Source organism: Paenibacillus sp. Pae15, assembly GCF_024519685.1.
Taxonomy (GTDB): Bacteria; Bacillota; Bacilli; order Paenibacillales; family NBRC-103111; genus Paenibacillus_G; species Paenibacillus_G naphthalenovorans.
In genome coordinates, this window is the sequence record NZ_JALJRM010000025.1 from 46,946 (window position 1) to 72,746 (window position 25,801).

A 25,801-nucleotide genomic window follows, 5' to 3' on the forward strand; every position below is an offset into this window, starting at 1 on the left:
CCACATGAAATCTGATTTCTTACTCGTTTATCTTCATATCCTGCGCAGCGTAATGCCGTTCCATCTCGTACAGTTTCTCCACTCTACGCCGGAATTCTTCTTCCGTGCTGAATTCCGCTTTCAAAAAACTTTCGAGCAGCTCGACCACAATCACAGGGCCGATAATTTGGGCGCCTACGCACATCACATTAACATCATCGTGCTCAACACACTGATGCGCGGAGTAAATGTCGTGGCAGACGGATGCCCGAATGCCCGGAATTTTATTAGCCGCGATACACGCCCCGACACCTGTTCCGCATACCATAACGGCCCGCTCCACTTCGCCCGACAGGACTGCCTCACATACCGTTCGCGTGATATCCGGAAAATCAACAGGATTACTATCGTACGATCCGAAATCCTTCACCTCGTGTCCCATTTCTTGCAAGGCGGATATTACTGTTCCTTTTAACGGAAAACCCGCATGATCTCCTCCGACTGCTATTCTCATTTTCTTTTTCCTCCAAATGATGTTTACGTATATTCTATTTGCCCTTCAACTGCTGGTTAAAAATTTTTCTTATCCGCCTAAATTCGGATTATTTTTTGGTTAATCGATTAAATTAAGCTGCATAAAAAACGAGAGAATCGTTCGTACCTGACTGTCCGCTGATATCATAAGCCCGATAGGACGTCTCTCGGTCGATCGAAAACGCCGTTGAACGAATTTCCGCCCGAGCAGCCGCAGGAATGCCGGATGATCAACGCCGGATCCATGTACATAATTTCTCTCTTCACTTGCTTGTCTTTAATTCTCGCCAGTATTAAGTTTGCCGCATGCACACCTTGATGGTAAGCGGGTTGCCTTACCGTAGTAATCGGCGGATCTACGATCTCCGCCCAGTCGGAGTCATCGTAACCCAAAACTGCAATCTGATCGGGAATGCGGAGTCCCGATTCCTTCAAATATTTGTATGCCCCGAGTGTCATGGAGTTGTTGGAAATAAAGACGGCGTCCGGTTTCGTGTCCTGTTCCATCAGTTCTTTCATTTTGTCGTAGCCGCTCTGGATGTCGAAAAGCCCTTCCTTTACCAGTTGATCCGATTCCGTTATGCCGTAATCCTCAAGCGCTCTCCTATATCCGGTCAATCGATCTTTACCCGTACTAACGGAAGAAGGCCCGGCAATAATTGCAATTTTACCGTATCCATGCCGGATCAGATGTTCAGTAGCGATATATGCCCCTTGTATATTATTCGTCATAATCACATCGGAATTCATGAATTCCGGGCACCGGTTCAGGAATACGATCGGTACCCCCGTTTTCTCCAGTGAACGAAAATAATCGCCCGTATTCCCGGCGGATGAGACGATCAGACCGTCTACCCTTTGACCTATTAACACGTCGAGGTACTTTCGTTCTTTCTCCAGTGAAGAATCCGTATTGCACAGCAGAATGCTGTAGTTGCTTTTGGCAAGCTCTTCTTCTATTCCTCGGACTACAATGGAGAAGAACGGGTTGGCGATATCGGAGATCAGCAGCCCTATAATTCGGGATTCCTGTACACGCAAGCTCTTGGCTACGCTGTTGGGCTGATAGTTAAGCGCTCTGATCGCAGAAAAAATTTTGTTCTTCACTTCTTCGCTGACATATTTCGTTTCGTTTAAAGCATTGGATACCGTAGCCGTGGAAACTCCAGCCATTTTGGCTACCTCTTTGAGAGTCGCCCTCTTCAATTAGCGGTTTCACCTCCTTTTTAATCGTTTAACCAGAGTATAAACCTGAGCGATCCTACTTGTCAATACAAATGTAATCGCTCTCTCCATCATTTCCATGTGACTTTGATCACAGATAAAGCCATTCAAATCACATATAATGCAGACGTAAAGAAACCAACAGCGGCATGCCATACAATCTCAAATGGGAGCTGAAGCTTATGAAAATCGTAAAAATCAATAAAAATAACCATCGTTTTAACGGCCTTATTCCAGTTATCCTTATCTTGACTGTGGTCATTTGTTCTCCGTTTCTTTATTTCCTGATTCAACTTATGCTTGGAAATGAAGCTGAATTTATTTATCACCCGTTTGAATATAAATAAAAGCCCAAAACCTGGCCCGGCTTCAGCAGCAGTCGGGCTATCTTTCATTACCTCCCGCACAGCGCCCCTTTTTGGCTTCTCCATCGGATACTTACAGATTACTCAGCCTTGCGGAATACTCGCAATGAACCAGTCTACTTATGCCATCCCCAAATCCATGGGCTCCTTTGAAAAATATATCGCCCGCAGCTTCTTTTTCTGGATGACACGCTTTCTGCGCACAAAATACGAACATGTGGAAATCATATTTATTGCTCACCATACGGAAGCGAAGGTAGTTACGGAGGAAGAGTTCTTCACCAAGGGCGAGAGCGGCGGAACCATATGTTCCTCGGCCTACCAGCTCGCGGTGGATTTGATCGACCGTTCATACCCGTCATCGCGCTTCAACATTTATCCGTTCCATTTCTCTGACGGCGACAACCTGACCTCAGACAATGAGCGGTGCGTAAGGCTGATCAACGAACTGATTCAACGCTGCAACCTGTTCGGCTACGGCGAAGTGAACCAATACAACCGCAGCAGCACCCTGATGTCGGCTTACCGCAACCTGCACGATCCGAAATTTGTTCATTATGTGATTCGCGAGAAGGGAGAAGTATATAAAGCGCTCAAGACCTTTTTCCCCAAGGGAATCGAAGGGAAGGTGGCAAGATGAACGCCGACGATATGAAGCAGCTTGAATACGCCATAGCGGAAATTACGGAGATCGCCGAAGGCTTTGGCCTGGATTTTTATCCGATGCGTTACGAGATCTGCCCGGCGGATATTATTTATACCTTTGGGGCTTACGGGATGCCTACCCGCTTTAGCCACTGGAGCTTTGGTAAAACCTTCCACAAAATGAAGATGCAGTACGATTTCGGGCTCAGCAAAATCTATGAGCTCGTCATCAATTCCGATCCATGTTACGCGTTTCTGCTTGACGGCAACTCGTTGATTCAAAACAAGCTGATTGTGGCGCACGTGCTGGCGCACTGCGACTTTTTCAAGAACAACGTTCGCTTCTCCAAAACCAACCGCAACATGGTCGAGAGTATGTCCGCAACGGCGGAGCGTATCCGTCAATACGAGATCGAGTATGGTATAGATGAGGTCGAGAAGTTCATTGATGCCGTATTGGCCATTCAGGAGCACGTCGATCCGCTTCTTATCAAGCCGTATCACCGGCAGCGCGAGGAACGTGACGCCAATCTTATCACCATGAAAGAACCCAAAGAACGCACGTTTGGTTATGAAGATCTGTGGGATTTGGATGATCGCGGCCAAACTGAGGATAAAAAGCCTGAAGCCAAAACGAAATTTCCTCCGGTCCGGCAAAAGGACGTCATGCTGTTCATCGAAGAACACGCGCCGTATATGAAGGATTGGCAGCGCGACATTATGACGATGCTGCGCGACGAAATGCTCTATTTCTGGCCGCAGCTCGAAACGAAAATCATGAACGAAGGCTGGGCCTCTTACTGGCATCAACGCATCCTGCGCGAGCTGGACCTGACGGATGACGAGACGATCGAGTACGCCAAGCTCAATTCCTCGGTCGTGATCCCTTCGCGGCACAGCCTGAATCCTTATTATCTCGGGCTGAAAATTTATGAAGACATCGAGAAGCGATGGGATAACCCTTCCGAAGAAGAGCGAAAGCGCTTTGGCCGGAAGGGCGGCGAAGGAAGGCAAAAAATATTCGAGGTACGGGAGTGCGATTCCGACATCTCGTTCATCCGCAATTATATGACGAGGAAGCTGTGCGACGAGCTGGACCTCTATGTGTTTGAGAAAAAAGGGCCGGAGTGGAAAATCACCGACAAGTCATGGGAGAACGTTCGCGATCAGCTGGTCTATTCCCGCGTCAACGGGGGCTTCCCTTACATTGCCGTGGAGAACGGCGATTACGAACGGAAGGGAGAACTCTATCTGATGCACATGTATGAAGGGATGGAGCTGGACTTGAAGTATGTAGAGCGCACCATGCCTTACATTTATCGTCTCTGGGGCAAAACCGTCCATCTGGAAAGCGTGATCGAATCGAAGCCGGTGCTTTTCACCTATGACGGCAGGAAGCATAACCGGAAGTTTCTTTAAATGCTCAAGCCGCGGCAGCTCACTGTGCCGCGGCTTGATCGACTTTATACTTATACGCCTTCGCAGCCTTTCTTCCGCAGGACCTCATCCACCCAGCTTCGGTCAATCGTCCCTTGCTCAATATCAGCCATGATCTTGCGTTCGGCAGCCATCGTTTGGCGGACCTTCCCGATGAGCGCTTCCGCATGTTCATACGGTACAACCACAACACCATCCATGTCGGCCAGAATCACATCGCCGGGACGGACAATGACTCCTCCCAACTGGATCGGAACATTAATTTCGCCGGGGCCGTCCTTATATGGACCGCGATGCGTTACACCCTTGGCATACAAAGGGTAATTCATATCGCGAATCGGTTCCATATCGCGGATTGCTCCGTCAATGATAAAGCCTTCAATTCCGTTTTTCTTTGCTATGTTAACCATGATCTCGCCCATGATGGCGTTGGTCAGGTCGCCGCCTGCATCGACCACAATGACATCCCCCGGACCTGCCATATCGATGGCTTTATGAACCATCAAATTATCGCCCGGCCTGGTCTTTACGGTAAAGGCGGAACCGACCAGGGTTCCACGGGTGTGAATCGGACGGATCGACGCATCAACCGCGTTCAGACGGTTCATGTTATCCGACAGATGAGGAGTGACGAACCCGCGGTATGTGTCCAGTACCTCATCCGATACGTTCCTTACTTTCGGCAGTATGCGAAAACCGATATTGGTCATTAGAAAGCTACCTCCAGACGGGCATTTCTAAAACCGATTTCTAAAACCGGTTTTAGAAATGCCGAAATAAAATCGGGACTTACTTGTATTGCGTATAAACCACTTTTAATTCCGTATAAAAATCTTTATTCGTCTGACCGATGGAATATGCGCCATGACCCGAATGCTTCACGCCCCCGAACGGCATATGGCCTTCGCTGATCGTACCGTTATTGATGTGGATCATTCCGGATTCGACGTCTTCCGTAAAATCATAGGCCCACTCCAATTGATCCGTAAAGATGGAGGCGGTCAACCCATATTCCGTATCGTTGGCTACGCGAACCGCTTCTTCAAACGATGCCACGCGGATGATCACAAGAACCGGCCCAAAAATTTCTTCTTTCGCCACCTTCATATCAGGCGTGACCCGAGTAATCACGGTGGGCTCGAAATAAAACCCCTTATCATAGATGCCGCCCGTCAATCTGCTGCCTCCGAGAACAATGGACGCCCCTTGCTCTTGCGCGGATTTCATATATTCCTGAATCGTATTTACTGCGTCTTCGCTCACAACCGGACCGATTTGGATCCCCGGGTCCATTCCGTTGCCGACCCGATACTGCTTCACTTTTTCAACGATCAGCTTTTCAAGCGATTCTGCATGCCGTTCCAGAACGATGACCCGGCTGATGGCGGTGCATCTTTGGCCGGCATTCGTGTAAGCGGAATTCACAATTTCAGTGGCGGCTCTTTCCAAATTCGCATAATCGGCAACGACAGCCGGATTTTTACCGCCCAACTCCAATTGGACCTTGGTAAAGTTTTCAGCAGCCAGTTTATTGATGTTTCTGCCGACATGGGTAGACCCTGTAAAAGAGACCCCTCTTACCAGCGGATGGCTTACCAATGCGTCACCCACTTTGCGCCCGCTTCCCGTAACCAGATTGACCGTACCAGCCGGAAGTCCTGCTTGTTCGAACAGTTCCGTTAAAATGACCGCTGTGAGAGGCGTCTGGCTCGCCGGTTTCAACACAACCGTGCAGCCGGCGATGAGAGCGGGAACGATTTTTCGCAATGGGGTGAGAATAGGAAAATTCCATGGTGTAATGGCAGCTACCACGCCAATCGGAACGCGCACGACAGTGTTCGTTACACCTGTACGGTCGCTAGGCAGAGTGATTCCCTCCAGACGGGCGGCTTCCCCGGCCACATACCGCATTTCCTTCACGCCCCGGGCCGCTTCGGTAAATGCCTCTTTGTAAGGCTTTCCCTGCTCCCGGCACAGCGCTTCAGCCAACCGTTCTTTGTTCTCATCCAATAAGGCGATGAAACGGTAAATATATTCAGCCCGTACGGATGCGGGCACCTTTCTCCAGCTTTGGAACGCTTGATGCGCAGAGACGACCGCCCGATCCATATCTTCTGCCGTAGACAGCGGGAAGCTTCCCACCACATCATCCGTATTGCCCGGATTGACGATTTGATAAAACTCTCCGGTGCTGCCGTTTACCCATGCTCCATTAATATAATTTTGGTACACTTTCGTTTCGGTTTGCCTCGCGCTCATGATTGCATCCTCCTGTACATGGTTAAATGGATTGTCTGACGATTTCTTTCAAATCTTCCAACGTCGGTTTGCGGGGGTTGACCCATACATTGCCGCTTTCCATGCCTTCCTTGGCAATATAATCCAGATCCTCCTCCGTTACGCCGTATTCTCTGAGACCCGCAGGAATCCCGATGTCCTGATTTAATTTTTTAATGGCTTTGACGGACAGCTCGGCCGCTTCCCTTAACGGCAGTCCTGCCGTGTTTTCCCCGAAAATCTCGGCGATTTCCTTGAATTTTTCCAAATTGCCGACAAGATTAAATTGCATCACCTGCGGAAGAAGAATGGCATTGGCAGTACCATGCGGAACTTTAAACTTCCCGCCTAACGGCATACATAAAGCATGCGCCAGGCCTAACCGCGTAGGGTTAAAAGCCATCGCCGCAATCGTGCTCGCCAGCAGCATATCATAACGCGCTTCCAGGTTATCTCCCTGCACGACGGCTTTGCGCAAGCTTTTTGCAATCAAGCGCATGCTTTCGCGGGATAAGGCTTCAGAAATCGGCTGCGTCGCCTTGTTCACGAACGATTCAAGAGCGTGCGTCAAGGCGTCCATTCCGGTTGCTGCCGTCATCGGGCCCGGGAGCGATAAGGTGAGAGCCGGATCGCAGAGCGCCAGCGTTGGTGCCAGATATTTACCGCCTATGCCGAATTTGCGATGGTAATCTTTCTCCGAAATGACCGTCCAAATCGTCACCTCGCTGCCCGTTCCCGCCGTCGTCGGGATACAAATGATCGGCAAGCCAGGATTGGGAATATGATTCAAACCGGCATATTGTGTGATTTTCCCTTCGTTATTCACCATCACCGCCACGGCTTTGGCAGCGTCCTGCGCACTGCCGCCTCCAACTCCGATCACAAGATCGGCACCGAAAGCTTTCGCCTCCGCCGTCGCGATTTCAATCGTTTTGACATCAGGCTCCCGTTCCACTTCGGTGAAGGTATGAAATGTGATATGAGCCTCTGCAAGCGGCGAAGTCACTTTGTCCAGAATCCCTGCTTGCGCAACCCCGGGATCGGAAACGATGAAAACCTTTGATCCTTTCAAGCTGTCGATCCACTTGGGAAGCTCATTTACGGCATGGACGCCAAAGGCGATCTCCGTCGGCAGTTCGTACGTAAAAACCCGGCTTAATAAGTTCATGTCTACTACGCTCCTATCGATTTATCTTGAAAATCTTCTATATGGACGCCGCAGGCTTCCCCTACTTGTTTAATATCCTCGTACACTTCCCTGGTCAGGGGAATGCCTTCGGCCAGCCTTTTGCGCTCGATGTTATATTCGATTTCTCCAGGCACGAAGATTTCGTTCACGCCTGCGGCTTTCGGAGAAGATTTGATTTCTTCGATCATCTGGTCAACCCGCTGCTTAAATAGGTCTACCGGCATAAAACGCGAAATATCGATCAATTGGAAGAAGTGGCCTACATTTTGCGGCTTGTCGTAATCGTCGTAGATGTTGTTGATGTGCGGTCCGAATCCCGCTCCGGTCAACACACCGCTCATGATATCGATCATCAATGATATGGCATATCCTTTGGGTCCTCCAAAAGGAAGTACGGAACCCTCCAGGGCAGACTGTGCGTCCGTGGTGGGTCTTCCCTCCTTGTCGATGGCCCACCCTTCGGGAATCGGCTTGCCCTCTTGAGCCGCCGTAATGATTTTTCCTCTGGCGACTACGCTGGTGGCCATGTCCAGAATAATCGGGTTGTATTTGCCGGCGGGAATGCCGAACGCATAAGGATTCGTGCCGATATAAGGCTGAATCCCGCCCCAGGGCGCCATCGTCGAGGGAGCGTTGGACATCGCATACGTAATCAGGTTTTCCTTCACACCCTGCTGAACAAAATAGGCCCCCGTGCCAAAATGGGTGGATTTTTTTACTCCAATATAGACGGCACCGTTCCGGCGGGCTTTCTCCATGCCTAATTCCATCGCTCTCTTCCCGACGACTTGCCCCATGCCGTCATCGCCGTCGATCAATAACGTGGCGTCGCTTTCCGCGACTACGCGAATATTCGGTTTCGGATTGACGACACCCAGTTTCAAGCGCTTGACGTAAATGGACAATCGGGTAACCCCATGGGAATCCACGCCGCGCAGGTTGGCTCCTACCAGGCTGTCGGCCACTGTGCCGCCATCGGTCTCCGACAGCCCCGCATTTTGCAAAATGCGCCGGAGGTATTCCTTCAAATGCTCTGCTTTAAAGATCATTTTCTCCACCCCTATAGCCTATTTATTATTTGATTAACCATTGCAGCGGAACCGTTACGATGGCAGGGAAGAACAACAGCAGCAGCAGAACCAGAGTATGGACCAGCAAGAAAGGCCATATGCCCTTCATGATTTCTTCCATACTGATTTTCCCAACCCCGCAGGCCACATTCAGCACGGTGCCCACCGGAGGAGTAAGCAATCCGATACAATTGTTCAAAACAAACAAAACGCCAAAGTAAACCGGGTCAATGCCTGCTTCTTTCACGATCGGCATCAGGACAGGCGTTAAGATCAGGATCGTAGGCGTTAAATCCATCGCCGTACCAATGATCATGACCAGAACGGTGATAACGATCATCAGCATTAGCGGATGTTCAACAAATGGCCCCAGCAAATCGGATAATTGGGCCGGAATATTCGCAAAAGCGATTAGCCAGGCGGACACCATAGCCGCAGCCGCCAGGAACATCACTACGCTTGTCGTTTTGGAGGCGGCCACCAGTACACTGAAAAATTGGCTGATTTTCAGCTCCCGATAGATGACTACACCGACGAATAACGCGTAAAATGCCGCAACCACCGCCGCTTCCGTCGGAGTAAATATGCCGCCGCGCAGCCCGCCGATAATAATAAGCGGCAGCAGCAGCGCCCAGAAAGCTTGTTTGGTCGCATTCCACATTTCCCTTGCCGAGTTGCGCGGAAAAACCTCTACTTCGCTTTTACGGGAAATGATCGCCCACGCTATGGTTAAACCTACGCCCATGAGAATCCCCGGCACAATGCCAGCCATAAAAAGCTGTGTAATGGATACCCCGCCCGTCACGCCAAACATAATCATCGGAATGCTGGGAGGCAGGACAGGCGCGATGATGCCGCCGGCTGCAATCAACCCCGTTGACCGATTGCGGTCATATCCGGCTTTCACCATCATGGGGATCAAAATAGCCCCAAGCGCTGCGGTGTCCGCAACAGCGGATCCCGACAACCCCGCAAAGATCAGACTGGCGATAATCGCCACATAACCAAGTCCCCCCCGAATATGTCCTACAAACGCTAGGGCAAAAGTAATGATCCGTTTGGAAATGCCGCCTTGATTCATCAGTTCCCCCGCAAGAATGAAGAAGGGGATGGCCATTAACGGGAAGTTATCCGCCCCGTTGATCAGATTTTGCGCAACGATCTGGGTATCGAACATGTCCAAAAAGAACATTAAAGCCACGCCGCTGGCCAGCAGGGCAAAAGCGATCGGCATTCCAAGCGCCATGGCGCCGAGCAATGAAGTGACAAAAATGCCTAGGGCCATTTATCTCACCCCCTTTTCCAAGAACTCGGCACTTGAGGATGAATTTGGCACCGACATGATTTCTTCTTCAGATTCACGGGTTTGATCCAGCTCAGAAACCGGGATATGTTGAAAAAAGGCTTTAAAAAGCTTGATGCCAATAATCGCTGCCATACCGATGGCCATCACCATTCCGGCTCCGAAAACAACGGACATCGAAATTCCGATAGCCGGAGATTTAGTATTCCAATTCAGAAGAACCATCGTCCAGCTTCCATCAAGCACTAATCCCAAAATACACAGCATAATGACATTGCTGATCAAAAAGACGAGCTTTCGAAGGGCTGGAGAAAGCTTTTTTAGCACGAGATCGACGCCCAAATGCTGATTCTCGTTTAAAGCGCCGACGGCCCCCAAAAAGGTAAGCCAAACGAACAGAAACCTTGCCGCTTCTTCGGACCAGGTAATTCCTGTGTTAAACAAATACCGAAGCACGACATTGCCAAACACCAGAATGGCCATTAACAAAAGAGCCCCTGCCATTGAAACGTTAACGATGCGTGTAAACGTCCTGGACATCTTTTTCAAGAGATACCATCTCCTACGGTTGAATGAGGATTATGCATGCCGGACGGAGGTAGGATGCGGAGACAGTGCCTCCGCACCCGGCAATCTTATTGCTTTGTTGCTTCCGTTATTTTTTTGTACAAATCCGCGCCGTACTCTGCATCGAATTCGTTGTGAACGTCTTTGGTCGCTTCAACAAATGGAGCCAGATCGGGCTTGCTGAGCTTCACGCCGGCTTCTTCCAGCTTCTTCATCAAATCGGCTTCCTGCTCCGCGCTTACTTTTCTTTCATAGTCCCTTGCTTCATTCGCCGCTTCCTGGACCGCCTTCTGCAATTCCGGCGACAGCTCCGACCATGTTTTTTCACTGATCATCAGCAGCATCGGCGAATACATATGATTGGTAATGGAAATATACTTTTGCACTTCGTGGAAATTATTCGTGTAAATCAGGGAAAGCGGGTTTTCTTGTCCGTCCACCGTTTTTTGCTCCAGCGCCGTATACAGCTCTCCAAACGACATCGGAGTCGGATTGGCGCCAAGCGCTTTAAAGATAGAAAGAGAGACCGGACTCTGAGGCGTTCTCAGCTTAAGACCCTGTAAATCGGCAGGGGTCAGCACTTCCTTCTTGGAATTGGAGACATTCCTAAAACCGTTTTCAAAATAGCCTAAAACGCGAAGGTGCTGTTGTTGGGGAAGCTCGCTTACCATCTCTGCCCCCAAGGGGCCGTCAAGCACCTTGTATGCGCTTTCTCTGTTCGGAAAAATATACGGCAGACCAATGACCTTTAATTTGGGAGCGATGACGGCGACCGGTTCGACTCCAATCATGCCCATTTGAACGTTGCCCGTTTTCATAAAGTTGATCAAGTCGTTATCCTGGCCGATCGTACCGTCGGTATATATATCCACTTTAATTTGACCGTTGGTTTTGGCTTCCACCAATTCTTTGAACTTTACGGCTCCCGTATGATATAAAGACGTGCTCGAGGTTCCATGGCCAAGTTTAAATACGAAAGCGGCTTTATTGTCCGATTTCGATCCTTGCGGGGCGTTGGCACTATTGCCTTGCGTTCCTTGACCGGAACCGCAGCCCGCTGCCGTCAGCATAAAAGACAAGGCCAGGATAATCGCTCCCCATTTTTTGTTTTTCATAGTAACCCTCCTGCTTGTTTTTTGCTATAATAGCATTGCGTTTAAAATTTTTTCTTTCTTTGATCCGCCTTCAAAGAGCGTACTCCCAATACCTCTCTTTGAAGGCCATTTTTTTCCATGGGCATCAACTCCTTACTCGATTTTTACAGGGGAAGAACATGAAGCGCGGATAATGATTTTGGGTTCCAATTGAATAATCTGCGGCTTCATTTTCTTTTTGGATTCCAATCTATGAATCAACAAAGCTACTGCTTTGACCCCCATCTCGTAAGCCGGCTGCGCTACAGTACTTAAAGGTGGATCCAAAAGCGGTATCCACGGAAAGTCATCATAGCCGAAGATGGATACATCCGTCGGAACTCTCAATCCTGCTTTTTTTGCTCCGCTCAGCACCTCCAAATTAAGTCTTGCATTGGTTGTGAATATGGCTGTCGGCCGATCAGACATCGATAGCAATTCTTGAGTCGCCTGAATTCCGCTGCCGTTATTTTGATCACAAATCTTAATCAACGACTCGTCGATCGGCAAGCCGTTCATGCTGAGGGCCTGTTTATATCCTTCCAGCCTTTCGATACGGGGACTCTTGTTATTCGTCGGATAGAGCAGAATGCCGATTCGCCGATGACCCTGATCAATTAAATATTGAATCGCCTGCTTGGCCCCGTTTACATTGTTAACCACAACCGTATCCGCTTTCATGTCCCCGGCCAAACGGTCCAACAGCACAAAAGGATATTTTTTTGCAATGAACTCCTCGAATAATTCGTTCGTATTCCCGATGGTATTTATAATGACGCCGTCTACCTGCCGGCTCTTGAGCATGAGAATATTGTCTCTTTCCAACTCGGGATCCTCATTGGAGCTGCTGACCATGATCCCGTATCCGCATCGGTTCGCTTCCTCCTGCGCACCCTTTAAAATCTCGGACCAGAAAGGATTCGAAATATCGGATAAAATGATGCCGATGACCTTCGTTTTTTTCTTTTTCAAGCTCTGCGCTAACGAATTAGGACTGTAGTTCATCTCCGCTATGGCAGCTAAAATTTTATTTTTCATTTCTTCGGACATATATTCAAAATTACCGTTGAGCACCCTGGATACCGAGCTTTTGGAAACTCCCGCCCGTTGTGCAACATCATCAATGGTCGCCATAAAAACCTCCTCACTTTTCTAAAACCGGTTTCTGAAACCGGTTTTATAGGACTATAATAACATATTCCTAAAAATGTTCAATACTTTTTCCAAAAAATATTTCCCGGCTTTTATAGAAAAGTGACCATTTCCATGGGGAAATGGTCACTTCCATGATTCCAACACGTATTCCATTCAAAGGTCTTGCCTGGCGCTGCGAAAACGCATGGCCGACCAATCGTCGTCAATGGCAATCAGGCGCACACCCTCGAAGCCTAACTCCTTGAGCGGCTGCCAGCCTTCATCCCGCGAAATATCCGCTTTATATTTTTTCGATGTCTTCTTGGGGTATGCGAACCACAGCAGCCCTCCCGGCTCGCAGCGTTTCACCGCCTCCGGCGCCATGGCCATAACGTCCCGGCTGTTTTTGGCAAAGACAAGCACGAAGCCGTAGAGCTTCCTCTCTGATTGTCCGATGGTTTCGTCCACCTCAGCCGCTTCACGAAAAGCCTGCAGGTGAGGATGAAATTCTTCAGGGGCATTCAAAACCAGCAAACGTTGTTGATTTTTGTAGTTCATCTTCTTCAGCAGCTCGTTCATCCTGAAAGCCTCCTTCAACCTGTTGTACATCGCAGACCGGCGTTTATTTTCCGAACAGAGGATTTTCTGTCAGCTTTGTCCGGATTCCAGCTTGCTTTGCGCTTCATTCACCAGCCGATCGAACAGCTCGTCGTCTTCCTCAAGAATTTCCTCCAGCGACAGGATTTCCTGTTCAGGCCCCGATTCCTTCGCAAAGTTCAAGCTGTACATCCATTCTTTGGCATTCTTGCTGTGAAACGTGATTTCATATGGCGCCTGATGCCCTTCGCACGTAAATTGCACATGCCCGACATATCCGTCCTCTTTACTGTACGTCATGCCGGATTTGACGATTTGGATATCCATCCGCCTGATCCCCTTTCATCTTTTGAGCAGAAGCTCTTGATACTGTACTGTCCTGTTCCCACAGTATAGCACAACCGGCCGGCGTCCGTGCTGCCCTGCAGGATCGCGCTTGCCGGCGACGCGCGGAAGATCCGCGGCGACGCGCGGCTTTACAGCGCGGAACCGTGCCTGGCATCATGCCCGGGCTGGAGCTCGCGGGCCACCTTGGCAAACTTATAGCCTACACCATGTACATTAATAATGTACTGGGGGGCGGAAGGATCGGGCTCGATCTTTTTGCGGAGATTGCTCACATGTACAATGATCGTCCGCGTATCGTTAAAGCATTCCTGTTCCCATATTTCCCGAAACAAATATTCGTGACTTATCGTCTGCTCCGGGCGGTAGGCGAGAAAGCTCAGCAGATCGAATTCCTTGCGCGACAGCGTCACTTCCTGCCCGTTCACCTTTACGACACGACTGAGGCTGTCGATGTGGAGTGAGCCGATATGAAGCTGAGAGGGCTTGCTCTGCTCCGGGCTCTCGGCCGCCCCATTGCCCGCCAAATGCGATCTGCGCAGGTTGGCCCGTACCCGGGCGACCAGCTCATTGGGGCTGAAGGGCTTCGTAATGTAATCGTCTCCCCCTGCGTCCAGCCCCTTGATTTTATCCGCTTCGTCCTTCTTGCAGCTCAGAAACAAGATCGGCGCGCCGGAGATATTCCGCATTTCACTGCAAACCTCAAACCCGCTTCGGCCGGGAAGCAGCACATCGAGAATGATGAGATCCGGCTGCTCTGCCACAGCCAAGGAGAGTGCGTTCTCTCCATCCTCCGCGCACACCACTCGATAGTTGTTTTTCTCCAAATACAGCCGGATGACGTCGCGTATCTCGTAGTCGTCTTCAACAACCATTATGGTTTGGCCTGTCATTCCTTATTCACCTTCATTCTATATTTAAATCGCGGTTGGCGCATGCCGATGAACCGGCAAGTTACTCTTTCACTTGCGCCAATGGGATGGAAAAGCAGATGACGGTACCCTTCTGATGATCCGATCCCTCCACCCATATACGTCCGCCGTGGTACTCAACGATTTCTTTGGCAATCGATAATCCGAGCCCTTTACCGCTTGTCTTGGCGTTGCGCGATTTATTGTTCGTGTAGAACCGGTCGAATATATAGGGCAAGTCTTCCAGATGGATTCCGATACCGCTATCGCTGATTCGGCACAGCATGCCTTGACCGTCATCGACCAGCTCCACATCGATCGAGCCGCCTTCAGGCGTAAACTTGACGGAATTATGAATCAAATTGCCGAACACCTGATGCAGCCGCTCCAAATCCACCTCAACCGTGGAGAACATCCCGCGTTCGGCAGCCGTTCCCTTCATATTCAATGTATAACGAAGTCCCGCGTTTCGTACATCCAACTCATATCTTGTATAAAGCAGTTCTATCAGACTCCGGGTCTGCATCGGCTGCATTTTAAAGGCGACCTGCCTTGCCTCCAATTGGGAAAGGTGAAACAAGTCTTCAATCAGCCGGTCCATCCCGACTACCTTGCTGTGGATGATTTGAAGATAACGGGTTTTCTGATCTTCCGTATCCACCATGCCGTCCATAATCGCTTCCAAATAGCATTGGATCGTAGTAAGCGGCGTTCCAAGATCGTGTGAGATATTGCTGAGCAGATGACTGCGGGAATTCTCCAAACGGGAAAGCTCGTCATTTTTCCGTTTTAACGCTTCGTTCGCCTGTTCAAGAGCCAGGGTGTGCGATTTGATTTTATCGTGAAGTCCGGTGTTCAGCTCGGTCAGAGCAGCCGAGAGCCTTTCCTCGTTGATGTAAGCCCGGGAAAGCTTGGTCGATAACAGTATGGATTGGGAAAAAACAAAGATGAGCAGGCCATACCCCGACATTTGATCAGTCGTATGCACAAGCTCGTGCGCGTACAGCATGTCATTCACAATCGTCAAGGCAAAAATAGAGCAGGCCACAAGAACAATGCCGCTGCCTTCCCGTTTATGCAGCAAAGCGAGCGTGATGATGCTCATGAAGTAAACAATGCTTGCGGCGACAAACAACTGCAGAACGATCAGTGTCGGGGTGAACACCGTTGTAGGAGAAATAACGACAAATAAAGAGTAGGCCAGCATCGGTGCGCATAAAGCGAAATCGATCTTCCGGGAGCTTTCGCACGGATACAGCTTCGAGAAAAACAGCGCGAACAAGGGGATGCCCAAGGCAGCCGTCAAATACTCCATTTTCAGCAAAAGCGTCCAATTAAAATCGGGGAACATTCTGGTCAGGACACTTTCGCCAAGCAGTGTCACCCGTAAGCTGAATAACAGGCAGAACAGGCCGAAGTACAGTACGGACTGTTCCTTCGTTCTAGCGGCGAACACCCCCAAATGGTACAACCCCATGATCAGCAGGCTGCCGATCAGCAGCGTGTCGAATCCGGTGCACAGCTCTTTGGAGCGCATAATCATATCGATTGACCCCAGTTTGATGGGTTTAAGGACGCCGCCTTTTTGATGGTCAAAGTTTGATACCTGGAGCACCAAATCCAATTGGGAATCCTGCGTGTGCGCTGCCGCGGTTTGCGTAATATACTGGGGCACGGAACTCCACTTCGACGTCCCGACATGACCCGCCTCTGCAACCTCTTGTCCGTTCACCCAAAGCCTGTAAGACGTATTCATCGCCGGAATCCAGAGCATAAGCATTTCATCGGCCTGCTCCGGCAAAAGAACCTTAAGCCTGTAAGTGGCAAAGCCGTCACCCGGGCGGGATTGGCCTCCCGTCACCGTTTTATTCCAAGCGCCTGGAATCGAAAAATACTGCATCGGCAGCGGGTTTGCATTTTCTGCAAATTCATCAGAGGGGACAAGCCGGTTCCAATAAAATTCCCACTCGCCGTTCAGGGACACGGTTTCATTCGGCTTCCAGTCCCGGGTTCGCAAATCCAGGACGCCTTTTTCCGCAGCAGTCGCATGAGATAAAGACGAGAAAAACCGGCTCCCCTCCGAAAAGAGAGCCATGGCCAGAATTAGCAGCAGCAAGAAAAACGCGGTCAATACGGGAAACATTCTTTCGCTGGGCATGCTGTTCCATTCACTCTCCCGGGCTTCGATTACGGATTTGGTGCGATTCTGAGCCAATCCAAGCCCGCCTTGTTCGCAGCACCCTTCTTGCCTTAACGCGCTCCGTCTCGTTCTTAATAACTAACAATTGGGGTTAAATGTTAATTCGCTCCAATCGGCCAAAAATCCTGCCTGTCCGTTGAAACCACCCCCCGCAGCGAGGCCGTGTTAAGCCAACGCCTGCGCGGGATTTTGCGAACAGAAGATTTACTTTAGGCGTGCCGCATCCCAGTCCGTTCGATAAAATCGTATGCAGACCACAAGAGCAAACAAGCCGAGAAACAGGTAGAGGGACAACCACGCCCCCGCGCTTCCGAGCCCTGCCATAAACGTTAACCCATACGCTAAAGGGATGAACACCAGCCAGTTCAGCACCAGCGATACGCGGACGAGAAAAGAAGTGTCGCCCAGCCCTCGCAGGGCGCCGGAATAATAGTTAAGCAGACCGTCAAATAGCTGCAGGAAGGCTGAAATCATAATCAGCTTGCCGGCAAGCGTATAAACGGCCGGATCGCTCGAATACAGACGTGCCACCGTTTCGGAGAAGACAAATTCCGCCATTCCCATCAAGAGCAAAAACAGGCTGCCGAGCACGGCCACATCCGTGCCGAGCCTTCTGGCGAGGTAAGGCTCGCCGCGGCCGATTTCCTGTCCGACAAGAATCGTCGCCGTCGCCCCGAAAGCGAAAGCCGGCATATAGCCCAGCGCCATCACGTTCAGGGCGATCTCATTGGCGGCTAAGGCCTCCGTTCCCAGTCGTGTGACAAACATCGTAAATATAAACATGGCACCGCTCATGGCGAGCTCCTGCACGCCAAGCTTCCCGCTTTCGCCTGCGATCAGGCGAATGTCCGATCGGTCCGCGGCGATCCGGCGGCGTGTGCCATAGCGGCGATGAAGACGAAAGAAATACACATACGCGCTGCCGACGAGGCCAAGCGCTTCCCCGATCAACACCGCTAGCCCCGCTCCCCGCAGGCCAAGCTCGGGAAAACCCAGATTGCCGTAAGTCAATGTGCAGGTCAAAAAGATCATGGTCCCGTTGGCCAGAAGCGACATCTGCATCGGTGTCCGTGCATCCCCGATGCCGCGGAAAAAGCCTTGGAACACAAAGCTGACTATAAAGCAGGCGATAGCAAACAACCGGTATTTCAAATAGTCGGCACCGTTGGCGACAAGCTCCGCAGAGCCGCCCATCAGCTTCAGGATAAACGCCGACAGCAGCCAGCCCGTCAACACGACCAGCAGGGCTGCTCCCGCACTGACGTAAAGCGCTATATACGTCCGCCTGACCGCTTGCTCCATCTGCCCGGCCCCGTAGTTCTGCGCCACTAAATAATTGACCGAAAAGCCAAAACCGGAGCAAAGCGCCCAGGCATTGTACACAATGATATTCGAAACACCGACAATCGCAATGACCAGCGCCCCCATCGGCCCCACCATGATTAGATTGATGGTTCCCGTAACCGTACCGGCGGCAAAAGAGACGATGGAAGGAATCGCCAGGCCGAGAATCAGCTTCCAATGTTTTGTAAATTCCGCTAGCCCTTTGTTCATGTATGCAGGTCCTGAATCCTTTCATAGTATGAAGACATAATATCATTTTGACTGAATGTAAGTCTGCCAACAAGAGGCAGCATGCCACAGAATCCCGCGAATCCGCGCAACGGACCCAAAAAAAGGAACAGACCCGAACCCTATGAGCAGATTACGAATGGAAAGGGGCTTCCTCCCATGGATAACGAATTGCAATCGATTATCGAAGAGCTGGCGTCCATCCAAAGACGTTATTCCCATATTCATACAAACTTTGATCGCCTTGAGCAAAAAATATCCCATATCGAGAAAAAGGTGTGGCTGTTAGAACATCGTACTTCCTCACTTGCACTGCCGGCCCATCTCAACCAGCCTGTTCGACAGGTTTAACGGCCTTGATTCGAATCCGGCGGTAATCGGCTATCCATTGCTTGCCGTCGTACAGCTTTTGCCTCAAGCCGGCTTCACACCGGAGGCACACTTCTTCCTTCTCGGCTTCGGACAATCCGGCAAAAAACGTACCCGCAAAAGCAGCCAGCCAATGGCGCAGACCCCGTTCTCCGCCATCCAGCGGCGTGGGCCGGTCGTACAGCTCCGCATAACCAACGGCAAAGCCCTGCTTCTCCAAAAGAGAAGCATACTCCCCGATGCTTGGAAAATACCAAGGATACCGTTTTTCCACCGGCACTCCATAGCTCTCTACCGCCGAGGTCAATGCTTGAATAATGGCGCCTACGTTTCCGAATCCGCCGAACTCGGCGACAAAACGTCCGCCCGGCCGCAGCGACAGCCACACCGATTCTATGGCTTTGTCCGGTTTTTGCATCCAGTGCAGCGCCGCATTGGAGAACACAGCATCATATGGAGCCTCTCCTTCCTCCAACCGGAACGTTTCCCCGTCAGCTTCTACAAAACGCAGCTCAGGATATTTTTCCTTCGCTTTAGCTATCATCGTCTCCGAGCAGTCCAAACCGGTAACGACTGCTCCGCTCAGGCTGATCTGATGCGTCAGGTCACCCGTTCCGCAGCCCAAATCCAGTATGCGTTCTGCCGGCTTCGGCTGGAGCAGGCCGATCAGGCTCTGACCCAATCGGGAGACAAATCCGATCCGTTCATCGTAATGCTCAGCGTCCCATCGTTGTTCCATTCGATTCTCCTTCATGTGCATCTCTCCTTTTATTTCCATTATCCGGGATCGCTCTTTATTAATCCAATATATAGGAGCAATTAAATTTATAGCCTGTATCTATAAAAAATCAAAAACATAGTTCTTCGTATCCAATTAGGATAATAAAAACGACAAATATCGCCATTTTTCTACTACTTATTTACTAATGATATTTGTAAACGATATAATTAATTATCTATTAAAGGGATACGGTAAGCCTATAAAATTTTTTAGATCCCCTGTTTCTTACTTTGTTTCTATCCAAGCATCCATGATATAATGTATCGAATGCGACAGGTAGGTGATTTCAATCTATGCAAAAAATTCCAGTCATACGCAATAAAAAGAGCTCCGACATTATGCTCATCCCTTCCGATGAAATTGTAAAGATAGAATGCATACGGAATAATGAGTTTATCATTCATACGGTATCCGATACATATTACTGGGCTTCTTCACTGGAAGCCTTTGAAGAAATGCTGTATGAGGAAGGGTTTCGGCTGATCGATCAAATGAACGTGGTGAACATGAACCATGTGACCGAATATGCGCCCCGCAAGGGAATCGTCACCCTGCGCTCCGATAATTCGAATCGTTACAAGACCGCTTCCGCTGCATGGATCCACGGCGAGCATATCACCAACATCATAAGCCTGCTTCGCAAGATGAAAGAGCTCGACCGCGGTATTCCTCAGGATGACGAAGGCGCCGATATCTTTGAAACGATTCTCGCTCAGGAAGAAGATCACCGGTTTGCCCGTTCGTATGCCATGATCAAGGCGCTTTATGATAAGAAGAAGGCGGAGATTTCTCTAGAGGAAAGCGAATTGCGGTATAAATCGTTATTCGAGCATAATCCTGATCCCATCATTTCCTTCAATCTGAACGGCTTGATCACCAGCGTCAATCCCGCCATGCACAATGTGTCAGGCTATACGGAGAAAGAGCTGCTTCATAAGTCGATCCATCCGTATCTTCCGAAGGACCATTTTCCCCGGTGGGAGCAATATTTCAAGGAAACGCTTAACGGTTCCACTGCGCATTATGAGATTTCGTTCCTCGGTAAGGACGGGAAACGGATTGAACTCAGCGTCTTGAATTTCCCTATCATCGTCGGCAAGCAAATTGCAGGCGTCTACATGATCGGCCAGGACATCAGCGAGCGCAAGCGCGCGGAAGAGATGATTATCCGCTCCGAGAAGCTTTCCATTGTCGGTCAATTGGCCGCCGGCGTGGCTCATGAGATTCGCAACCCTCTTACTTCACTCAAAGGATTCGTACAGCTGATGCAAAACAAAGTAAGCGGATACGATCATTACTTCAGCATTATGCTTGATGAACTGGAACGGATCAATTTTATCGTCAGCGAGTTTTTGGTCATAGCCAAGCCTCAATCGGTTCAGTTTCAACCGAAAGATCCGGAAACGATCCTCCACAGCACCATCCTGCTGCTCAACTCCCAAGCCATCATTCATAACGTGGAGATTATCGTTCATGCGGATCCGAACCTGCCAAAAATCAACTGCGACGAAAATCAGATCAAACAAGTGTTTATCAATATATTGAATAACTCCATCGATTCGATGTCAGAAGGCGGAACCATCCACGTCGAGTTGAGAGTGACGGATGACGGAAATCTTCTCATGCGGTTTACGGACGAAGGCTGCGGCATCCCGCAGGACCGGATCACCCGTTTGGGTGAGCCCTTCTACACCACCAAGGAAAAAGGGACGGGGCTCGGCCTCATGGTAACCTACAAGATTATCGAAAATCATGCGGGAAAAATGAAAATTTACAGCGAGCTCGGCAAAGGAACAACCGTGGAAATTTTCATGCCTGCTCTCCAAACAGATCCTCTCCCATAGAGCCAGAGCGAGCCGAAAACGGGCTCCAACGCTGATCTTTCATGAATCCTGACGCCAAAACAGCCTCCCGGGTCCGATCGCCCCGGGAGGCTGTTCCATTATGATGAGTTCCGGCGTACCGGCGTGTTGCGAGCCTTCACTGCGCCTCTTGTTTACCGGTTCAGCAGGCTGCCGACATAGCGCAGCAGCTCGTTGGCCGATGCTGTGGTATAGCCGTGCTCTTCGACCAGCCGCTTAATCACTTCATTGATGCGCTTCAGCTGGTTTTCGTCCGGCGTTTTCGTAGACGTCGTAATTTTGACGATATCCTTCAGATCGGTGAACAGCTTCTTTTCAATCGCCTCGCGCAGACGCTCGTGGCTGCTGTAATCAAAACGTTTTCCTTTGCGCGAGTAGGAGGACATACGGATCAAAATTTCCTCCCGGAACGCTTTTTTCGCATTCTCCGAAATCCCGATCTGCTCTTCAATGGAGCGCATCAGTCTTTCGTCCGGATCCATCTCTTCTCCGGTGAGCGGATCCTTGATTTTCGCCCAATTGCAATAAGCTTCTATATTGTCCAGATAGTTGTTGAAGAGCGTTTTGGCCGACTCGTCGAAGGAGTAGACGAACGCCTTCTGTACCTCTTTTTTCGCCAGCTCGTCGTATTCCTTGCGCGCGATGGAGATAAAATTGAGGTACCTCTCCCGCTCCTCCTTCGTGATGGAAGGATGCTGGTCAAGTCCGTCCTTCAGCGCACGAAGCACATCCAGCGCATTGATAAACTCCAAGTCATGACGGATGAGCGCACTGGAAATCCGGTTGATGACGTAGCGCGGATCAATGCCGGTCATGCCTTCTTCCAAATATTCGTTTTGCATCTCCTTCAAGTCCGCTTCCTTGTAGCCCTCGACCTCCTCGCCATCGTACATGCGCATCTTTTTCACGAGATCCATACCCTGCTTTTTGGATTCCTTGAGACGGGTAAGTATGGAGAAAATCGCCGCCGCGCGAAAGGAATGAGGCGCGATATGCACGTGCTTCATGTCGCTTTGCTTGATCAGCTTGGCATAAATTTTTTCTTCCTCCGACACCTTCAGATTGTAAGGGATCGGCATCACGATCATCCGCGACTGCAGCGCTTCGTTCTTTTTATTGGAGATGAACGCCTTGTACTCGGATTCATTCGTATGCGCAATGATGAGTTCGTCGGCCGAAATGAGGGCAAAACGGCCCGCCTTGAAATTGCCCTCCTGGGTGAGCGAGAGCAAGTTCCAGAGGAACTTCTCGTCGCACTTGAGCATTTCCTGAAACTCCATCAGACCGCGATTTGCCTTGTTTAGCTCGCCGTCAAACCGGTATGCCCGCGGGTCCGATTCCGATCCGTATTGGGTGATCGTCGAAAAGTCGATGCTGCCCGTCAGATCCGCTATGTCCTGGGATTTGGGATCCGAGGGGCTGAATGTCCCGATCCCGATCCGGTTTTCCTCAGAAATCAGCACGCGTTCAACCAGCACATCTTCAATACGGCCGCCGTACTCTTCGCGAAGACGGATCTGGCAGGACGGACACAGATTGCCTTCGATTTTGACCCCAAGCTCCGCTTCCACCTCAGGCCGCAGCTCATGAGGAATCAAGTGAAGCGGTTCTTCATGCATCGGGCAGCCCTGGATCGCGTAAACGGCCCCTTCATCGGTTCGTGAAAACTGTTCCAAACCTTTTTTGAGCAAGGTCACGATGGTGGACTTTCCGCCGCTCACCGGACCCATCAGCAGCAGTATCCGTTTGCGGACATCCAGCCGTCTGGCGGCAGAATGAAAATACTCCTCTACGAGCTTTTCAATCGCCAGGTCCAGCCCGAAAATCTCTTTTTCAAAGAAGTTATACTTTCGACGCCCATTCTCCTCTACTATGCCTTGGGAGGCAATCATCTCATACACTCGCGCATGAGCCGTCATTGCCAACCGCGGATTTTCCCGCAGTTTTTCTATATACTCGGCGAACGTTCCTGCCCAAGCAAGCCTTTCCGTTTCCGTGCGATAATCGGCGATTTTTTTGAATAAGTCCATGATTCAACCTCCTCCGGGTTTTGCGCGGCAACCTTTTTCAAAAGCACAGGTTGAGTTTTGCAGTGCAAAACCGATTTCAACTTCTTCCGCTGCATGGCACTAAACGCTTCGAAAAGCTTCTTCAGGGTGACGTCCATACATGCTCAGTGCAACCTAAGATATCTTTCCTTACATCTTCTTTAAAATTTTGAAGTGTATTAAATAACTATGCAGTGAACGGGAGTAAGTTGACCGAAATTTTAGACAAAATTGGCCAAAACCTTAAATGAGGCGAAAGGCTTATCCAAAGGGGAACGATAAGAATGGAAAGGAGCGGAAAGTACGGCTGTGGTATAATAATCGTACGATGAAAGCTTAAAGGAGAACAACACCATGGCGATTAAAAGCGAAACCGAACTGTACGCCCCGGTCAAGGCTTATTTGGAGCAGCTTGGCTACGAGGTGCGCGGGGAAGTGCGCCACTGCGATTTGGTGGCGGTTCGCGAAGAAGAACCCCCTCTTATCGTCGAGCTCAAAAAAAGCTTCTCCATCCCGCTCCTTCTGCAGGCCATTGATCGGTTGCGGATCAGCCGTTTGGTCTACGTTGCATTCGAGCGCCCGAATAAAGGCCGCGCCCCCCATGGCGCCAGCTGGCCCGAGCTGCGCAAGCTTTGCGGCATGCTGGGGGTGGGGATGATCACTGTGCAGTTCTACAAAACCCGCAAGCCCCGAGTCGAAGTGGAATGCCATCCGCCGGCAGCACTTACGGCTGCTGCAGCCGATCAGCCCAAAGGACCGCGCCACAACAAATACGCCGCGGGCAAGCTGATGCGGGAGTTTCGTGAGCGCGGAGCCGATTACAATGTCGGCGGGAGCTCAAAGCGCAAACTCATCACCGCGTATCGCGAAAAATCGATTCATTTGGCCTCCCTGCTCCGGCAATTCGGACCGTTGAGTCCGCGGCAGCTTCGCGACCTGACAGGCAATCCTCAAGCTGCGGGCATGCTGCAAAAAAATGTTTATCGTTGGTTCCAGCGCGTCGACCGGGGAATCTACACCCTTTCACCGCTTGGTCTGGAGGCTTTGACGACCTACGCTCATGTTGCGGAGACCCTTCCGGTTCCCGTTCCTATCGATTCCGCAAAGTAAAAAGGCCGTTCAGGGAAACGTCACAGCCGCACAGCCGGAGGGAACGTAAAGATGCAGGTCCGTTTCCTCTAATCACGTATCCGGGCCGCCTTGTCGGCTGCACGCTTCATCAGTTCCTTGTGGATCCAGATAGCGGCTTGCGCCCCTTCACCCATCGCAATCGTCAGCTGTTCCGAATGAATACCGACGTCTCCCGCCGCCCATACGCCGGGTACGGACGTCATTTTGGTGCGGGGATTGGTTACGATATGCTTGTTCTCCAGCCGTTCCACCCCCAGCGATACCGCCCAATCCGTATGAACCTTGTTGCCGCCGAAGGCGATAAACCCCCTCTCCCCTTCCAGAATCCGTCCATCCGTTAGCCGGACGCCGCCGAATATCCCCTCCGCCCCATCGGATCCGCTCAGCACTTGTTCGATCTCCGCTTCCTCCACATCGATCCTGGCTTCATGCAGCTTGTCGAGCTTATCGGGTCGGATCGCCGTCTTCTCATGATTTACAAAAATAATCTGGTCTGTCCAGTAGCGAAGCGTCAAAGCCATTCCCGCCCCGGGGTCCCCCGCTCCCATCACGATCGTCCGTTTGCCGCTGACTTCATACCCGTCGCAATCGGGGCAGACATACACGCTGATCCCCATCATCTCTTCCAGCCCGGGCAGCGGCGGATAGCGGTCCGTTATCCCCGTTGCAATGAGCAGTGTCCGTCCTTTGACCGATTCTCTGCCGTCCGCCAAGCTGACTTCAATATCATCGCCGGATTTTACGGCAGCCACCGCCTCGCCCTGCTGAAAGCTGACGCCCAGTCTCTGCGCCTGCTCTCTCCCCAGACGCCTTAGTTCAGTGCCTGCTACGCCGCCGGGCCATCCGAGCACGTTATGGTAGCGGCGGCAAAGCGTGGATCTCCCCTGGCCCTTATCGACGACAAGCACCTGATGGCGGTACCTTCCCAGCTGAATGGCGGCCTGCAGTCCGGCAATCCCACCGCCAACGATGATGCAATCGTACATGGTCTTCGTCCTTTCTCACCGTTTTCTATAGCTTCCCTCCTCCTTTTTTTTACATACGCGCCGATATCCTTTTCCGCGCAAAAAAAACTACGGCGGCATGAATAACTAACAGGATCTTCCTAACGGTTTGTCGAAGTAATTA

General features: G+C 50.6%; 23 protein-coding genes and 1 pseudogene. 5 read left to right on the plus strand and 19 right to left on the minus strand.

All coding sequences use genetic code 11. From position 1 onward, the window contains the following. Window positions 1–19 precede the first annotated feature (19 nt). The 3 genes from NR121_RS18870 to NR121_RS18880 form a co-directional block, all read right to left on the minus strand. The gene (locus NR121_RS18870; RefSeq protein WP_062406845.1) at window positions 20–493 is read right to left on the minus strand and encodes an RpiB/LacA/LacB family sugar-phosphate isomerase; all 474 of its coding nucleotides are present in this window, start codon (window positions 491–493) and stop codon (window positions 20–22) included. A 164-nt stretch (window positions 494–657) separates the two neighbouring features. Further along, entirely contained in the window at window positions 658–1,719 is a 1,062-nt protein-coding gene (locus tag NR121_RS18875) for a LacI family DNA-binding transcriptional regulator (protein ID WP_137669872.1), read from the minus strand. 125 nt (window positions 1,720–1,844) lie between these two features. Next, window positions 1,845–2,132 carry a hypothetical protein gene (locus NR121_RS18880; RefSeq protein WP_256831760.1) on the minus strand — a complete coding sequence of 96 codons (288 nt, stop codon included), beginning with the start codon at window positions 2,130–2,132 and terminating at the stop codon, window positions 1,845–1,847. 106 nt (window positions 2,133–2,238) lie between these two features. Between NR121_RS18880 and NR121_RS18885 the strand changes: the two are divergent. Together NR121_RS18885 and NR121_RS18890 are read left to right on the plus strand one after the other, a co-directional pair. Next, a pseudogene (locus NR121_RS18885) lies at window positions 2,239–2,742 on the plus strand (DUF444 family protein); the annotation flags it as partial. Beyond that, window positions 2,739–4,166 (plus strand): SpoVR family protein, encoded by a 1,428-nt coding sequence (locus NR121_RS18890; protein ID WP_054817132.1) that lies wholly within the window; start codon window positions 2,739–2,741, stop codon window positions 4,164–4,166. The pseudogene NR121_RS18885 and the gene NR121_RS18890, both read left to right, overlap by 4 nt. Window positions 4,167–4,216: 50 nt before the next feature. On the opposite strand, the gene NR121_RS18895 is transcribed toward NR121_RS18890, so the two are convergent. From NR121_RS18895 to NR121_RS18955, 13 genes are all read right to left on the minus strand, one after another. Continuing rightward, complete coding sequence (locus NR121_RS18895; RefSeq protein WP_054817131.1) at window positions 4,217–4,894, minus strand: RraA family protein; 678 nt, start codon at window positions 4,892–4,894, stop codon at window positions 4,217–4,219. Window positions 4,895–4,973: 79 nt separating this feature from the next. Then, a complete protein-coding gene (locus NR121_RS18900) occupies window positions 4,974–6,443 on the minus strand; it encodes an aldehyde dehydrogenase family protein (RefSeq protein WP_054817130.1) in 1,470 nt (489 codons plus the stop codon). A gap of 22 nt (window positions 6,444–6,465) precedes the next feature. After that, window positions 6,466–7,629 carry an iron-containing alcohol dehydrogenase gene (locus tag NR121_RS18905; protein WP_137669869.1) on the minus strand — a complete coding sequence of 388 codons (1,164 nt, stop codon included), beginning with the start codon at window positions 7,627–7,629 and terminating at the stop codon, window positions 6,466–6,468. Between the two features lie 5 nt (window positions 7,630–7,634). Next, window positions 7,635–8,699: an Ldh family oxidoreductase gene (locus NR121_RS18910; RefSeq protein WP_256831761.1), complete on the minus strand. Its 1,065-nt coding sequence runs from the start codon at window positions 8,697–8,699 to the stop codon at window positions 7,635–7,637. A gap of 25 nt (window positions 8,700–8,724) precedes the next feature. Continuing rightward, window positions 8,725–10,005, minus strand: a complete 1,281-nt coding sequence (locus NR121_RS18915) for a TRAP transporter large permease subunit (protein WP_062406835.1) — start codon at window positions 10,003–10,005, stop codon at window positions 8,725–8,727. Further along, entirely contained in the window at window positions 10,006–10,563 is a 558-nt protein-coding gene (locus NR121_RS18920) for a TRAP transporter small permease (protein WP_256831768.1), read from the minus strand. It abuts the gene before it with no gap. Between the two features lie 95 nt (window positions 10,564–10,658). After that, a complete protein-coding gene (locus NR121_RS18925) occupies window positions 10,659–11,705 on the minus strand; it encodes a TRAP transporter substrate-binding protein (protein ID WP_256831763.1) in 1,047 nt (348 codons plus the stop codon). A gap of 132 nt (window positions 11,706–11,837) precedes the next feature. Further along, window positions 11,838–12,857: a LacI family DNA-binding transcriptional regulator gene (locus NR121_RS18930; protein WP_256831764.1), complete on the minus strand. Its 1,020-nt coding sequence runs from the start codon at window positions 12,855–12,857 to the stop codon at window positions 11,838–11,840. Between the two features lie 174 nt (window positions 12,858–13,031). Beyond that, window positions 13,032–13,436 (minus strand): P-loop NTPase family protein, encoded by a 405-nt coding sequence (locus tag NR121_RS18935; RefSeq protein WP_062406827.1) that lies wholly within the window; start codon window positions 13,434–13,436, stop codon window positions 13,032–13,034. 69 nt (window positions 13,437–13,505) lie between these two features. Further along, window positions 13,506–13,781: a hypothetical protein gene (locus tag NR121_RS18940; RefSeq protein WP_054817123.1), complete on the minus strand. Its 276-nt coding sequence runs from the start codon at window positions 13,779–13,781 to the stop codon at window positions 13,506–13,508. A 149-nt stretch (window positions 13,782–13,930) separates the two neighbouring features. Then, window positions 13,931–14,692: a response regulator transcription factor gene (locus NR121_RS18945; RefSeq protein WP_054817122.1), complete on the minus strand. Its 762-nt coding sequence runs from the start codon at window positions 14,690–14,692 to the stop codon at window positions 13,931–13,933. Between the two features lie 61 nt (window positions 14,693–14,753). Further along, window positions 14,754–16,925, minus strand: coding sequence for an ATP-binding protein (locus NR121_RS18950; RefSeq protein ID WP_256831765.1), 2,172 nt, complete (start codon window positions 16,923–16,925; stop codon window positions 14,754–14,756). Between the two features lie 189 nt (window positions 16,926–17,114). After that, window positions 17,115–18,464 (minus strand): MATE family efflux transporter, encoded by a 1,350-nt coding sequence (locus NR121_RS18955; protein ID WP_062406824.1) that lies wholly within the window; start codon window positions 18,462–18,464, stop codon window positions 17,115–17,117. Window positions 18,465–18,545: 81 nt separating this feature from the next. Between NR121_RS18955 and NR121_RS18960 the strand changes: the two genes are divergently transcribed. Next, the gene (locus NR121_RS18960) at window positions 18,546–18,833 is read left to right on the plus strand and encodes a hypothetical protein (RefSeq protein ID WP_062406822.1); all 288 of its coding nucleotides are present in this window, start codon (window positions 18,546–18,548) and stop codon (window positions 18,831–18,833) included. Here NR121_RS18960 and NR121_RS18965 read toward each other — a convergent pair. After that, window positions 18,808–19,605 (minus strand): class I SAM-dependent methyltransferase, encoded by a 798-nt coding sequence (locus tag NR121_RS18965; protein ID WP_054817120.1) that lies wholly within the window; start codon window positions 19,603–19,605, stop codon window positions 18,808–18,810. The two genes, NR121_RS18960 and NR121_RS18965, sit on opposite strands and share 26 nt — an antisense overlap. 320 nt (window positions 19,606–19,925) lie before the next feature. On the opposite strand from NR121_RS18965, the gene NR121_RS18970 reads away from it, so the two are divergent. Next, window positions 19,926–21,476: an ATP-binding protein gene (locus tag NR121_RS18970; protein ID WP_062406818.1), complete on the plus strand. Its 1,551-nt coding sequence runs from the start codon at window positions 19,926–19,928 to the stop codon at window positions 21,474–21,476. Between the two features lie 152 nt (window positions 21,477–21,628). On the opposite strand, the gene NR121_RS18975 is transcribed toward NR121_RS18970, so the two are convergent. Further along, window positions 21,629–23,524 (minus strand): PrkA family serine protein kinase, encoded by a 1,896-nt coding sequence (locus NR121_RS18975; protein ID WP_062406816.1) that lies wholly within the window; start codon window positions 23,522–23,524, stop codon window positions 21,629–21,631. 372 nt (window positions 23,525–23,896) lie between these two features. Here NR121_RS18975 and NR121_RS18980 point away from each other — a divergent pair, with 372 nt between their 5' ends. Beyond that, the gene (locus NR121_RS18980; protein ID WP_256831766.1) at window positions 23,897–24,652 is read left to right on the plus strand and encodes a DUF2161 domain-containing phosphodiesterase; all 756 of its coding nucleotides are present in this window, start codon (window positions 23,897–23,899) and stop codon (window positions 24,650–24,652) included. Window positions 24,653–24,720: 68 nt separating this feature from the next. On the opposite strand, the gene NR121_RS18985 is transcribed toward NR121_RS18980, so the two are convergent. Further along, window positions 24,721–25,659: an NAD(P)/FAD-dependent oxidoreductase gene (locus NR121_RS18985; RefSeq protein ID WP_256831767.1), complete on the minus strand. Its 939-nt coding sequence runs from the start codon at window positions 25,657–25,659 to the stop codon at window positions 24,721–24,723. Window positions 25,660–25,801: the final 142 nt, after the last annotated feature.

What these genes read in the sequence shown, in the direction of transcription:
- NR121_RS18870 (WP_062406845.1), bottom strand. Translation starts at nt 493, where the DNA reads ATGAGAATAGCAGTCGGAGGAGATCATGCGGGTTTTCCGTTAAAAGGA.
- NR121_RS18880 (WP_256831760.1), bottom strand. Translation starts at nt 2,132, where the DNA reads ATGAAAGATAGCCCGACTGCTGCTGAAGCCGGGCCAGGTTTTGGGCTT.
- NR121_RS18890 (WP_054817132.1), top strand. Translation starts at nt 2,739, where the DNA reads ATGAACGCCGACGATATGAAGCAGCTTGAATACGCCATAGCGGAAATT.
- NR121_RS18895 (WP_054817131.1), bottom strand. Translation starts at nt 4,894, where the DNA reads ATGACCAATATCGGTTTTCGCATACTGCCGAAAGTAAGGAACGTATCG.
- NR121_RS18900 (WP_054817130.1), bottom strand. Translation starts at nt 6,443, where the DNA reads ATGAGCGCGAGGCAAACCGAAACGAAAGTGTACCAAAATTATATTAAT.
- NR121_RS18905 (WP_137669869.1), bottom strand. Translation starts at nt 7,629, where the DNA reads ATGAACTTATTAAGCCGGGTTTTTACGTACGAACTGCCGACGGAGATC.
- NR121_RS18910 (WP_256831761.1), bottom strand. Translation starts at nt 8,699, where the DNA reads ATGATCTTTAAAGCAGAGCATTTGAAGGAATACCTCCGGCGCATTTTG.
- NR121_RS18915 (WP_062406835.1), bottom strand. Translation starts at nt 10,005, where the DNA reads ATGGCCCTAGGCATTTTTGTCACTTCATTGCTCGGCGCCATGGCGCTT.
- NR121_RS18920 (WP_256831768.1), bottom strand. Translation starts at nt 10,563, where the DNA reads ATGTCCAGGACGTTTACACGCATCGTTAACGTTTCAATGGCAGGGGCT.
- NR121_RS18925 (WP_256831763.1), bottom strand. Translation starts at nt 11,705, where the DNA reads ATGAAAAACAAAAAATGGGGAGCGATTATCCTGGCCTTGTCTTTTATG.
- NR121_RS18930 (WP_256831764.1), bottom strand. Translation starts at nt 12,857, where the DNA reads ATGGCGACCATTGATGATGTTGCACAACGGGCGGGAGTTTCCAAAAGC.
- NR121_RS18935 (WP_062406827.1), bottom strand. Translation starts at nt 13,436, where the DNA reads ATGAACGAGCTGCTGAAGAAGATGAACTACAAAAATCAACAACGTTTG.
- NR121_RS18940 (WP_054817123.1), bottom strand. Translation starts at nt 13,781, where the DNA reads ATGGATATCCAAATCGTCAAATCCGGCATGACGTACAGTAAAGAGGAC.
- NR121_RS18945 (WP_054817122.1), bottom strand. Translation starts at nt 14,692, where the DNA reads ATGACAGGCCAAACCATAATGGTTGTTGAAGACGACTACGAGATACGC.
- NR121_RS18955 (WP_062406824.1), bottom strand. Translation starts at nt 18,464, where the DNA reads ATGAACAAAGGGCTAGCGGAATTTACAAAACATTGGAAGCTGATTCTC.
- NR121_RS18960 (WP_062406822.1), top strand. Translation starts at nt 18,546, where the DNA reads ATGCCACAGAATCCCGCGAATCCGCGCAACGGACCCAAAAAAAGGAAC.
- NR121_RS18965 (WP_054817120.1), bottom strand. Translation starts at nt 19,605, where the DNA reads ATGAAGGAGAATCGAATGGAACAACGATGGGACGCTGAGCATTACGAT.
- NR121_RS18970 (WP_062406818.1), top strand. Translation starts at nt 19,926, where the DNA reads ATGCAAAAAATTCCAGTCATACGCAATAAAAAGAGCTCCGACATTATG.
- NR121_RS18975 (WP_062406816.1), bottom strand. Translation starts at nt 23,524, where the DNA reads ATGGACTTATTCAAAAAAATCGCCGATTATCGCACGGAAACGGAAAGG.
- NR121_RS18980 (WP_256831766.1), top strand. Translation starts at nt 23,897, where the DNA reads ATGGCGATTAAAAGCGAAACCGAACTGTACGCCCCGGTCAAGGCTTAT.
- NR121_RS18985 (WP_256831767.1), bottom strand. Translation starts at nt 25,659, where the DNA reads ATGTACGATTGCATCATCGTTGGCGGTGGGATTGCCGGACTGCAGGCC.